We start from the raw sequence: 12,352 nt of genomic DNA, 5'->3' as shown, positions 1-12,352 counted from the left end.
TCCGGATAGCCGATCTTGGGACGGAAGCTGTCCAGCTTGGCCAGTGCCTCGGTACGGGTCGCCGGTGCCATCCATTCCAGATTTTGCAGGCGGTCGCGCATGGTGGCAATCAGATTGCCGACCAGTTCTTCCATCTGGGCCTTGGAGGATGCTGGGAAGTGGCGGGCGACATACTCCTGACCCAGAACTTCGGACAGGCTGCCATCAACCAGAGCCACAGCACGGTTCCAGCGCGGGCGGTTTTCAGGCTGGCCACGCAGGGTCTTGTTACGGAACTCGAAGCGGGCATCGACGAAGTCTTTCGACAGATAGGGCGATGCACCGTCGATGATGTTGAAGGCCTGCCATGCCTTGAGCGTGTTCAGGTCGGTGGCGGCAAACACTTCTGCCATACCGGGCAGGGCGGTGTTTTCCATCATCACCACCTGCGCCACATCTCCAACCTTGGAGGCGTTCAGGTAGGCGGCCCAGTCAAAGCCGGGTGCGTAGGTGGACAGCTCGGATGCGGCAATCGGGTTGTACAGCTTGTCGAACTGGCGACGGTCGGCGATCGGCCAGTGCTGGTTCGCCAGAGCCGTTTCAAAGGCCATGATGTCGCTGGCGGCCTTTTCGGCATTGTCCCAACCCGCCATGGTCAGCATACGGCCGATATAGGCCTGATAGGCGGCGCGCTGCGGGGCAAAGCTGTCGGACAGATAATAGTCACGGTCGGGCAGGCCCAGCGAGCCGATGCCCAGATACAGGCTGTTGGTCGAGGAGTCCTTCATGTCCTCCATGACGCCGAGGCTGAAAATGGAGGAGCCGAAACCTTCATTGCTGGCCCCCATCAGGCGGGCAATGTCGCTGTGGCTGGTGGCGGCTTTGACGGCAGCCAGATCGGCCGCCATCGGGGCAGCGCCCTTGGCGTCGACAGCCGCTTCATTCATGAAACTGGCATAAAGCGCGCCGACCTTGCGGGCATTGTCGGTGGTGGGGTTGGCGGCGGCTTCCTCGATGATCGCACGCAATTGGCCCTGCGCGTTTTCATACAGCGCATCAAACGGACCAAAGCGGGTCTTGTCGGCCGGAATCTCGACATTGGCCAGATAGGTGCCATTGGCATAGGCGTTGAAATCGTCGCCGGGGCGAACGCTCAGATCGCGCCCTTCGAGATCAAAACCCCACGGCTGGAAATGAGCCGATTGCGCCGATGCGACACAGGGTGCCGCAATACAAGCCGACAGGGCGACGGCGCACATCAGATGCTTTTTCATTCAATCGAATCCTCAAGGAAGGGGACGCCCAGACTCAAGGTCCACCAGCCCCCGCATGTTTCGATTGTGCGCCTGATTGGGACGCGTGCCACATTAATTTCGATTAATTGCCGCGTTGGCTGACGAAATTTGAAAGGATCTGCGGATACAGGCTGTGCTCGACCGCTTTCACGCGCTCGGCCAGAGCGTCGGGGGTATCTCCCGCCATAACGGGGACGCGGGCCTGACCGATGACGGGGCCTTCATCCATACCTTCGGTGACGATGTGGATGGTGCATCCCGCCTCGGCGTCGCCCGCAGCAATGGCGCGGGCATGGGTATCCAGACCCGGATAGAGCGGCAGCAGGGACGGATGGATGTTCAGCATCCGGCCTTCCCATGCGCGAACCAGCCACGGGGTCAGGATGCGCATATATCCGGCCAGAGCAACAACCTGTACGCCTCGTTTCTGCAACTCGGCATGAACGGCTTGCTCGTGGGCCTCACGGTCCTTGCCAAAGGCACGGTGCGGCAGGGCTATAGCCTCTATGCCCAGATCGCGTGCTTTTTGAAGTCCGGCCGCGTCCTCGATATTGGAAAGCACCAGAACCACTTCATAGGGGCAGTCCTCAGCCTGCGCGGCCTTGACCAGCGAGACCATATTGGTGCCGGAACCGGAGATCAGGACGGCGACGCGGGTCTTTGAAGGGACGGTCATCAGCAACTCGATGGGGTAGGTCGTGTTTGCATGGCCATTGAAGCGTGGGGCCCGCAAAGGCAAGCGCAAAGCGGCAGTCTGACCGTGGTTCTTGCGTATCTTTGCTATTCGATAACGACGGTGTTGCTGTTGTTTTAACCGCGTGATTAGGCTGTGCCGCTCTGGTTTAGGGGGGAGTATTCATGCGTAAACTGATTATCGCGGCCTGTGCGGCCACGCTTCTGGCTGCGCCATTGGCGGCGCAGGCACAGGACGGCAATCGCGGCAGCACCGCCGAGCGTGCGCGCAATGCGGTGGCCGAGGACATCGAAAAGAACTGGGTCCGCCCGACCGCCGAAGAGCGCGAGGTTGTGACCAGCCACACCATGCAGGCGCACGGCAAGACCCTGCGCTACAAGGCGACAGCGGGGACACTGACGGTCCGCACGGATGCAGGCCAGCCGACGTCCAGCGTCTTCTATGTGGCCTACACGCTGGATGGCCAGCCGCTGGGCACGCGCCCGATCACCTATATGTTCAATGGCGGGCCGGGCTCGCCGACCATGTGGCTGCACATGGGTGCGTTTGGTCCGACCCGCGTGGCAACCGATGATCCGGTGGTCGAGCGTCCGGGCCCGCTGCGCCTGACCTCGAATGATATGACCCTTCTGGACAAGACCGATCTGGTCTTCATCGACATGGTCGGTGCCGGCTATTCGCGCCCGCTGGGCGATGCACCGACCTCTGCCTATTGGGGTGTGGATGGCGATGCGGACATGTTTGCCCGTTTCATCCTGCGCTACACGACCAAGAACAACCGCTGGAACAGCCCGAAATTCGTGCTGGGCGAAAGCTATGGCACGCTACGCGCCGGTGCTCTGGCCTATCAGTTGGAAGATCGCGGTATGTCGCTGAATGGCGTCATCCTGCTGTCGTCCATCATGAACTATGGCGTGCGCCAGCCGGGCTTCCCGCAGAACTTCGTCAGCCTGCTGCCGACCTATGCGGCGACGGCGTGGTACCATAATGCCATCAACCGTGATGGCGTCTCGCTGGAAGACCACGTTCAGCGCGCCCGCGAGTTTGCGGCGGGTCCGTACCAGACCGCTCTAAACAAGGGTCACACGATCTCCGATCAGGAGAGGGCTTCTATCGCCCAGCAGATGAGTGCGCTGATCGGTATCGATGCCAACTTCATCAATGCCGCAAACCTGCGCGTCGAGTTGAGCCCGTTCCGCAAGGAACTGCTGCGTGACCGCCGCCAAACTGTGGGTCGTCTGGACAGCCGTTATCTGGGCATCGACGCCAGCCAGGTAACGGGTGCACCGGAAGAAGATCCGGCTTCCAGCGCCGTGACGGGTGCCTATTACGGCATGTTCCAGGATTATATCGCCAATACGCTGAACTATCGTACCGATCTGGAATATCGCCAGTCGGCGCGTGGCTTGCCAGGCTTTGACTGGAACTGGTCGCACCGTCCGCCGGTCGGTGGTCCTCAAACCACCCCGAACACGGCCATCGACCTAGCGACAGTTATACGCCGCAACCCGCACCTGAAGGTTCTGGCTCTGAACGGCTACTATGATGCGGCCACGCCGTTCTTCGGTACCGAGTATGATCTGAACCAGATGATGCTGGAGCCGCACCTGCGCAAGAACGTGGAGTTCACCTACTATGAAGGTGGCCACATGATGTACACCAGCCGCGAGCCGCTGGAGCAGCTGTATCGCGATCTGGCCAAATACTATGACGAGACGTCCAATGGCGGCGTTCGCTAAATAAGAAAAAGCCCCGCAGAGTGATCTGCGGGGCTTTGATCTTCTAGGGCGTTGGTTGCTTAGGCAGCGACCAGTTGACCGCAGATAAAGGCTTCTTCGCCCGCGTTGAGCAGGGCCGCCAGAATGGCCTCGGCATTTTCTGGCTTGGCGATCAGGATGAAGCCCACACCACAGTTGAAGGTACGGCGCATTTCGTGGGCGTCGATCTCGCCGACTTCAGCCAGCCACTGGAACACGGCGGGCATTTCCCACGAATTCCAGTCGAACTCGGCCTTGAAGCCCTCGGCGATGCAGCGCGGCGGGTTTTCGATCAGACCACCACCGGTGATGTGGGCACCGGCATTGACCAGACCGGACTTCATCAGCGGCAGGACCGACTTCACATAGATGCGGGTCGGCTCCATCAGAGCTTCGGCCAGCGTCTTGCCCTCGGCGAACGGCGCAGCGCCATCCCAGCCCAGACCCGACTTCTCGACAACCTTGCGCACCAGCGAATAGCCGTTCGAGTGCGGACCCGACGAGCCGACGCCAATGATAACGTCGCCAACTTTTTGTTGGTCGAGGAACGGCAGCACCTGACCGCGCTCTACGGCACCGATCGAGAAACCGGCGAGGTCATAGTCGCCACCCGAATACATGCCCGGCATTTCGGCGGTTTCACCACCGACCAGCGCGCTGCCCGATTGGCGGCAACCCTCGGCGATACCGGCGACGACGCGCTTGGCGGCGTCCACGTCCAGCTTGCCGGTGGCATAGTAGTCGAGGAACATCAGCGGCTCTGCGCCCTGAGCCAACAGGTCGTTGACGCACATGGCCACCAGATCGATGCCGACACCGTCATGCATGCCGGTTTCGATGGCGATCTTCAGCTTGGTGCCAACGCCGTCGGTGGTCGAAACGATCAGCGGATCGTTGAAACCGGCGGCTTTCAGGTCGAACAGGGCGCCAAAACCACCCAGCGAAGCCTCGGCACCCGGACGGCGCGTGGACTTTGCCAGAGGCTTGATCGCGTCAACCAGACGCTCGCCAGCATCGATATCTACGCCTGCGGACGCGTAGGTCAGGCCGGTTTTGGGGGCTTCGGAGGTGTCGCTCATCGGTCACGGCTCAAAAACAGGGACAAAAATCTGTCGCAGCGCTCTTGCCACGACGGCGTCGTGCGGGGCTATAGACTGTAATGACGCCAATCACCACCAATGACGCGCTGATCGCTTTCTGTGATCGTCTGTCCAAGGCACCTTTCGTGACCGTGGATACGGAATTCATGCGCGAAACGACCTATTGGCCCAAGCTCTGCCTGATTCAGGCTGCGGCTTCGCCAACGGACGCCGCCATCATCGACCCTCTGGCCGATGATCTGGACCTCGAACCCTTCCTTGCGATCCTTCGCGACGAATCGATTCTGAAGGTTTTCCATGCTGCCCGTCAGGATGTCGAAATCTTCAACCGGCTGGGTGCGATGCCGCGCCCGCTGTTCGATACGCAGGTTGCCGCCATGGCCGCAGGCTTTGGCGATCAGGTTTCCTATGAGGCTCTGGTTCGCCAGATGCTGCGTCAGGAGCTCGACAAGGGCAGCCGCTTTACCGACTGGGCACGCCGCCCGCTGTCGGAAGCACAACTGACCTATGCTCTGGGCGACGTAACCCATCTTGCGGCCCTGTACCCCAAACTGCGCGACCGCCTGAACAAGGAAGGTCGTCTGGACTGGGTTATGGGCGAGATGGAAGCTCTGACCGATCCGGTCCTTTATGACACCACGCCGGAAAATGCGTGGAAGCGTCTGAAGCCCAAGAAGTTCAACGCCAAATATCTGGCGGCCTTTGTGGCCACCGCTGTATGGCGCGAACGTGCCGCCCAAGAACGCGACCAGCCGCGCGGCCGCATCCTGAAAGACGAAGGCGTGGACGAAATCGCCGTCCAGTGCCCGACCGATCCGGATGCCTTCAACCGTCTGCGCTCGGTGCCCAAGGGCTTTGGCGCGTCGCGTCTGGGTCTGGAACTGGCCGCCGAGCTGAAGCGCGTTCTGGCCGATCCCGAAGCGCATGCGCCCAAGCTGGAACGCCCCAGCGCCAACCAGCCGGCTCCGCCGTCGGTGGTGGAACTGCTGAAGGTGCTGCTGAAGGCCAAGAGCGACAATGAAGGCGTAGCCTCCAAGCTGATCGCCACCGTGTCGGACCTCGAAAAGATCGCTCTGAACGACGATGCCGATATCGAGGCCATGAAGGGCTGGCGTCGCAAGATGTTCGGCGAGGATGCACTGAAACTGAAGCGCGGCGAGATTGCATTGGTACTCAATGGCTCGCGTGTCGAGATCGTCGAGATCGAGGACTGATTTTCTAAGTCCTGCCAATGAAAAGGGACCGTAGCCACTGGCTGCGGTCCCTTTTGGTTTCTGGGGCAGATTTACGCGCCTATGGCCTTGGTGCGGCGCATGCGGGCGACAAGCAGCATCAGCAATGCAAAGGCAGAGGGCCACAGGGCGAGGCTGAAGACAAAGAGTTGCTCGACCCGTTGCGGAGCTGTGACGGCAAAACTGACGGGCCCGACTTCTTTGATCGCCATTTGAATGGCCATTTCCTGATAACCATTGACCAGCAGGCTAAGGCCGATCAGGGCGAATACACCCAGCCAGATCACCAGATCGACAGGCGAAGACGGGCTACGGTCCTTTGCCGCCCCGTGAACAAACAATGCAATCAGAGCCGCAACACACAACAGGCTGCCCAATGCTAACAGCATCAGCATGCCGAGCTGGCTGACCGGATGAGCGATCATAAACAGGCCAAAATTGCTAAGCGGCATACCGATATAGCGGTCGATGACAATGTCTTTTGCGATCCATGTTCCGATAGCGGCAATCAGGGTCACAAGGCTTGCAATCCGTAAAGTCCACATAATCCCCCCTCAGGTGTGGTTCTTAGAAATCGGCCAGTTCCAGTTCCATCGCGTCGGACAGGGCCTTGGCGCGGCGTTTGGTCTGGCTGCCCAGCAGCATGGCAGCATAGCCTTTGACGGCGGTGACACGCAGTTGGCTCTTGCTGATGGATACAGCGGCATTGGACAGAAGCTGGGGAGAGCGACCCGACAGGTCACAGGCCAACCGCATGGCCAGACCCAGTGCGCGGGCGCGTTTTTGGCCGTCAGGCGACAAAAGGCGGTCCACCGTTTCTGGGCGCGGGGTCTTGGCGGTGCCGCCATAGCGGGCATACAGGGTGGCGGCCATAAAGGCCCGCTCTGCATGGGTTTGACCGGCAATCGGCGCCCACAAGGTCTGGTCGAAAACCAGTTCAGGGCGGTGGTCGGGGTGCAGGCGCGCGCCGATATCGGCCAGACGGCAGACCGCAGCCGTCAGCAGCGCATCGCGTTCCTCGCCGAAGACTTCGGGCAGGGCCGAGGCCACAGGTTGCAACCAGCCGTCCAGCGCACGCGGCAGGGCAGGGTCTACACCCTGACGACCACCCCATGCCGAACAACCGGCCAGTAACGGGTCAACAGCGCGGATTTTTTGCTCCATCTCGCCGTGCAAAATGCCTTCGCGCACGCCCCATGCCGAGAACTGGATGGTCTGGATGCCCAACCGGTCAATCAGGCCGATCAGGTTCAGGGCCGCATAGGGCAGGGTTTCGGCGCGACGCTTGGAAACACCGGCATGTTTATCCAGTGCGTGGCGGTTCTGGGTAATGACCCAGTCGGCCAGATCGCGGGCTTCGTCGGCGCTGATGGTATATTGGTGGACGATCCGTAAGGGGTGGTTGCTGCGCTCCATCTGGATTTGCGCCAGTGTCCGCCATGCGCCGCCAACCGCGTTGAAAACGGGCGAGCGGTAATCGTCCGGCACACCTTCCAGAACCTTGGTGATGCGGGACTGGATGCGTTTGGCGTCAAAATCCTTGCCACCCGACAGCACAAAGGGCCCCAGAGGCAGGGTGATGCCCTGACCCGAAGTGCCCAGCCTGTTCAGTTCCAGACTGGCCCCGCCCAGATCGCCGACCACGCCCGAGGACTGGGGCGCGCCCGACATTACGCCAAAGGCGGCGTATTTGGCTTCTTCTTCGCCGCTGAGGACACGGATGCTCAGGCCGGTTTCGGACTGAACGCGCTGGCAGAAGGCTGGACCATCGGTGGCTTCGCGCACGGCGGCGGTGGCGGCTGTAAGCACCTTGTCGGGTTGAACGCCCTCGATGACGGCAGCAAAGCGTTTCAGGGCCGTCATGGCCATTTCGACGCCCGGTTCATACAGTTTGCCGGTGACCGAGATATCGCGGCCAAGGCCTGCTAGAACCTTTTCGTTGAACATGGTCCAGACGGCGCGGCCTTCCAGACGGTACAGCACAAGGCGCACCGAGTTGGAGCCGATATCTATGACGGCAATCTGTTGCGACGGGTAATCGATTTCGGGCATCAGCCGGCCTTGTTCGAGCGTGAACCACCATAGGACAGGGTGGCGGGCAGGGTCTTCACCTTGCGTCCACGGCCCGACAAGCTGGGATTGGTCATGAAATACTTGTGCGCCGAGAAGGGACGCTCGGTGGTGGACGCCTTGACGCGGCTATAGGTGCCGTCCTTTTGCAGGGTCCATGATTGGACGTCGTCTTTCAGGTTGGCGACCATGATCTGGTCCAGAACCTGATCGTGCACCGTCGGGTTCAGGATCGGGGTCATCAGTTCGACACGGCGGTCCAGATTGCGGGGCATCCAGTCAGCCGAGGAAATGAACAGCTTGGCCTTGTTGCTGGGCAGGTCATGGCCATTGGCAAAGGCGACGATGCGGCTGTGTTCAAGGAAGCGGCCGACAATCGACTTCACGCGGATATTTTCCGACAGCCCTTTGACCCCCGGACGCAGGCAGCAGATGCCGCGCACCACAAGCTCGATCCGCACGCCCCACTGGCTGGCGCGGTAAAGGGCGTCGATGATTTCGGGATCCACGATGGAGTTCATCTTGGCCCAGATGGCCGCAGGCTTGCCCATGGCTGCCGCCGACATTTCCTTGCCGATCAGTTCCAGCAGAGTGGACTTCATGTTCAGCGGCGAGACAACCAGCCGTTCAAGTTCATCGGGCGCAGCATAGCCGGTGATGTAGTTGAACACCCGCGTGGCATCCATGCCCAGTTCCGGATCACAGGTGAACAGGCTGAGGTCGGTGTAAATCTTGGCCGTTGTCGGGTGATAATTGCCGGTGCCAAAGTGGCAATAGGTGCGCAGGGAATCGCCCTCGCGGCGCACAACGACGCTCAGCTTGGCGTGGGTCTTGTACTCGACGAAGCCGAACACGACGTGGACGCCCGCCCGTTCCATCTGGCGCGCCCAGCGCAGGTTGGCTTCCTCGTCGAAACGCGCTTTTAGCTCGATCAGGGCGGTGACGTTCTTGCCTGCCTCGGCGGCCTCGATCAGGGCGGCGACGATGGGGCTGTCTTTCGACGTGCGATACAGGGTCTGCTTGATGGCGATGACGTTCGGGTCACGCGCCGCCTGACGCAGGAACTGGACCACCACATCGAAGCTTTCGAACGGGTGGTGGATCAGCATGTCCTTTTCGCGGATCGCCGCAAAGACATCGCCGCCATTGTCGCGCACCCGCTCGGGATAGCGCGGCTCGTAGCCTTTGAACTTCAGATCGGGATGGCCTGCCGGAATCAGTTCGGACAGCTGTGCCAGACCCAGCATGCCATCGACGATGACCACGTCCTGAGGCTGGGCATGCAGTTCGCCGATGATGAACTCGCGCAGGTCATCGGGCATGTCGGCCTGAATCTTGATGCGGACGACCGAGCCGAGGCGGCGCTGTTTCAAGGCCTCCTCGAACTCCATGACCAGATCTTCGGCTTCTTCCTCGATTTCGATATCGGAATCGCGGATCAGACGGAACAGGCCTTTTTCCAGCACTTCGCAGCCTGGGAAGAGGTGGTCGATGAAGCTGAGCAGCAGGCCTTCCAGCGGTACATAGCGGGTCTTGCCCGGTGTGGATCGGCCATCGGTCGGCAAGGCCCAGAAACGGCGCACCTGCGTCGGCACAGGCACCAGCGCATACAGGATGCGGTTGTCGCTGTTGCGGCGCAGCTTCAGCGCCAGCGAGAAGCCGAGATTGGGCAGGAAGGGGAAGGGGTGGGCCGGATCAATGGCCATCGGCGTCAGAACCGCGAACAGGCGGTTCAGGAACTCCGGCTCCAGACGGTCGCGTTCGGTCTTGGTGATGTGGCCGGCATCGACAATATCGATCCCCGCCTTGGTCATCTCGCGGTGTAAAACCCGCCACTGGCGCTGCTGTTCGGCCATCAGGCTGCCCGCAGCCGCATTGACCTTTTCCAACTGTTCGGCAGGCGTCAGGCCGTCGGGCGACACAACGCGCACATGCTCGCGCACCTGACCCTTCAGGCCCGCCACGCGTGTCATAAAGAACTCGTCGAGGTTATTGGCCGAGATCGACAGGAAGCGCACACGCTCCAGAAGCGGATGCGCCTCGTTGGCGGCCTCTTCGAGAACGCGGCCATTAAAGGCCAGCCACGACAGCTCGCGGTTGATGAACCGTTCAGGCGAGGCCAGCAGGGCTTCGTTCAGTTCCAGTTGCGGCGCGCGCGAGGACGGAACGACCTCGCCAGCATTGGTTGTCGTGGGGGTGAAATCGGTCATGCTCGATTAGTCGCTCGCCAGTGTGACGTCTGCAAGCGCGTTTGCTTGAAAAGCCTAGGAAAGTCCTGCGGTAAAATCGCCTTCGAGCACCTGACGGGCCAAAACACGCGTCACAGGGCGATGATAGATGTCCAGCCGGTCGACAATCATCTCGGCGGACTGGGCCGAGCGGTCGATGCGGCGCACCAGATAGTCGATCACCCCTTCGCCCGGTACGATGTTGCGGGCGGCAAAGGCATTTTTCAGCATGGCGGCCAGCACGGCATCATCGGGCACCTCGACGGCGATGGTGCGGATGGCGTTCAGGCGCGAGCGCAGATCGGGCAGGTGGGTCATCCACGAGGCCGGTGGATCGCGCGACACCATCAAGAGTGCACCGCCAGTAGCCTGCGTCAGATTGATCAGGTGGAACAGGGCTTCGTCATCGCTACCGTCCGCTTCTTCGAGCAGGATCGGACGGCCCTCCAGTTGTCCCAGATCGCACCACGAGGCTTCTTCGCCATGTAGGGCGATGGCCCCGACACGTTCGACCCATGCGGCGGCCATATGGCTCTTGCCACAGCCTTGCGGACCATACAGCGCCATGATGGAGCCGGGCTCGCTGGGCCAGTCTTCGAGCGCCGTCGCCGCGACGGCATTGGAGCCGGACACGGTGAGGGTCGAGGCACGGCGCGACGTCTCCTGCTTGAGCGGGAGGCGAAGTTGCATCTGGGCCGAATGAGCGCGGTTTGCGGACATGCCAATTTCATAACACTGCAATTCACGATCCGTCTCGGGGCACCCCATGTGAGTCTGGTGGACGATCTTGTGGGTCTTGTGGATCAAACCACTAGCTGTGGGGCATTTACGGGGTAGCCTGTGGGAAATATTGGCGCCGTTCTGGCAGATCGGGGATGAAGCAATGGAACGGTGTTCGCGCGGCACAGGGCGGGAATCGCTCAAGGCTATGCGGATTGATGCCGAACCACAGGCGGCTGGGGCACCTGTGAGGCTATAAGCACGCGAATAGGGCGTTCAAAACTTGACTTTCGGGGGCAATAATGCGCCCTACGGCCTTCAATTTCCGCCGCGCGCGCGGCCTTACTGTTTGATCGATTCATAATGCACGCCTACCGCTCCCATACCTGCGGCGCGCTCCGCGCCTCCGATGCTGGTTCTACCGTCCGCCTGTCGGGCTGGGTCCACCGCAAGCGCGATCACGGCGGTCTGCTGTTTATCGACCTGCGTGACCACTACGGCCTGACCCAGTTGGTCCTGCACCCCGAAACGCCGGGTTTTGACGCTGTCGAGCGCCTGCGCGCCGAAAGCGTCATCTGCATCGACGGCGAAGTCATCGCCCGCTCGGCCGAGACGACCAACTCGAACCTGCCGACCGGCGAAATCGAAGTTCGCGTCCAGTCGGTTGAAGTGCTGTCGGAAGCGGCCGAACTGCCGCTGCCGGTGTTTGGCGAGCCGGAATATCCGGAAGAAATCCGTCTCAAGAACCGTTTCCTCGACCTGCGCCGCGAGACCCTGCACAAGAATATTGTGCTGCGTTCGCGCGTGATCCAGTCGATCCGCACCCGCATGGTCGGCCAAGGCTTCCTTGAGTACCAGACCCCGATCCTGACGGCCTCGTCGCCGGAAGGTGCGCGCGATTTCCTCGTGCCGTCGCGTATGCACCCGGGCAAGTTCTATGCGCTGCCGCAGGCTCCGCAGCAGTTCAAGCAACTGCTGATGGTGTCGGGCTTCGACCGCTACTTCCAGATCGCGCCGTGCTTCCGCGACGAAGACCTGCGCGCTGACCGTTCGCTGGAATTCTACCAGCTCGACGTGGAAATGAGCTTCGTTACCCAGGAAGACGTCTTCCAGGCCATCGAGCCTCTGATGCACGGCATCTTCAACGAGTTCGGCGAAGGCAAGCCGGTGTCGGAAATCGACGGCACCCACACCTTCACCAACGATTTCGGCCAGACCATGGAGCACAAAGGCTTCGAGCGTCTGACCTATGCCCAGTCGATGAAGTGGTACGGTTC

At 61.1% G+C, this 12,352-nt stretch carries 9 protein-coding genes and 1 pseudogene; 3 read left to right on the top strand and 7 right to left on the bottom strand.

Features of this window, described 5'->3' with window-relative positions:
- Together RSB01_RS11300 and purN are read right to left on the bottom strand one after the other, a co-directional pair.
- Positions 1-1,253, bottom strand: a pseudogene (locus tag RSB01_RS11300) (M13 family metallopeptidase N-terminal domain-containing protein); the annotation flags it as partial.
- Positions 1,254-1,356: 103 nt separating this feature from the next.
- The gene (gene purN / locus RSB01_RS11295; RefSeq protein WP_332619598.1) at positions 1,357-1,950 is read right to left on the bottom strand and encodes a phosphoribosylglycinamide formyltransferase; all 594 of its coding nucleotides are present in this window, start codon (positions 1,948-1,950) and stop codon (positions 1,357-1,359) included.
- Between the two features lie 182 nt (positions 1,951-2,132).
- Between purN and RSB01_RS11290 the strand changes: the two genes are divergently transcribed.
- Positions 2,133-3,707 (top strand): peptidase S10, encoded by a 1,575-nt coding sequence (locus RSB01_RS11290; RefSeq protein WP_332591450.1) that lies wholly within the window; start codon positions 2,133-2,135, stop codon positions 3,705-3,707.
- A gap of 59 nt (positions 3,708-3,766) precedes the next feature.
- Here RSB01_RS11290 and purM read toward each other — a convergent pair whose 3' ends face one another.
- The gene (gene purM, locus RSB01_RS11285) at positions 3,767-4,804 is read right to left on the bottom strand and encodes a phosphoribosylformylglycinamidine cyclo-ligase (protein ID WP_332591451.1); all 1,038 of its coding nucleotides are present in this window, start codon (positions 4,802-4,804) and stop codon (positions 3,767-3,769) included.
- A gap of 80 nt (positions 4,805-4,884) precedes the next feature.
- Here purM and rnd point away from each other — a divergent pair, with 80 nt between their 5' ends.
- Positions 4,885-6,039, top strand: coding sequence for a ribonuclease D (gene rnd, locus RSB01_RS11280; RefSeq protein ID WP_332619600.1), 1,155 nt, complete (start codon positions 4,885-4,887; stop codon positions 6,037-6,039).
- Between the two features lie 71 nt (positions 6,040-6,110).
- Here the strand turns inward: rnd and RSB01_RS11275 are convergent, their stop codons facing one another.
- Genes RSB01_RS11275 through RSB01_RS11260 form a run of 4 tightly spaced genes read right to left on the bottom strand, consistent with a single transcriptional unit; the run spans position 6,111 to position 11,045 of the window.
- Positions 6,111-6,602: a hypothetical protein gene (locus tag RSB01_RS11275; protein WP_332591301.1), complete on the bottom strand. Its 492-nt coding sequence runs from the start codon at positions 6,600-6,602 to the stop codon at positions 6,111-6,113.
- A 22-nt stretch (positions 6,603-6,624) separates the two neighbouring features.
- On the bottom strand, positions 6,625-8,109 hold the full coding sequence (locus RSB01_RS11270) for a Ppx/GppA phosphatase family protein (protein WP_332591300.1): 1,485 nt from the start codon (positions 8,107-8,109) through the stop codon (positions 6,625-6,627).
- Positions 8,109-10,337 carry an RNA degradosome polyphosphate kinase gene (locus tag RSB01_RS11265; protein WP_332591299.1) on the bottom strand — a complete coding sequence of 743 codons (2,229 nt, stop codon included), beginning with the start codon at positions 10,335-10,337 and terminating at the stop codon, positions 8,109-8,111. Before RSB01_RS11265 ends, RSB01_RS11270 begins: the two co-directional genes overlap by 1 nt.
- A 54-nt stretch (positions 10,338-10,391) precedes the next feature.
- Positions 10,392-11,045: a DnaA/Hda family protein gene (locus RSB01_RS11260; protein ID WP_332625491.1), complete on the bottom strand. Its 654-nt coding sequence runs from the start codon at positions 11,043-11,045 to the stop codon at positions 10,392-10,394.
- Positions 11,046-11,438: 393 nt separating this feature from the next.
- Between RSB01_RS11260 and RSB01_RS11255 the strand changes: the two genes are divergently transcribed.
- On the top strand, positions 11,439-12,352 hold a 914-nt coding region (locus tag RSB01_RS11255; protein ID WP_332625490.1), incomplete at its 3' end, for an amino acid--tRNA ligase-related protein.

Origin of the sequence: Brevundimonas sp. (assembly GCF_036659295.1) — a bacterium.
GTDB lineage: Bacteria > Pseudomonadota > Alphaproteobacteria > Caulobacterales > Caulobacteraceae > Brevundimonas.
The sequence above is the reverse complement of the archived record's forward strand: the minus strand, read 5'-3'. Positions and strand labels throughout refer to the sequence as shown.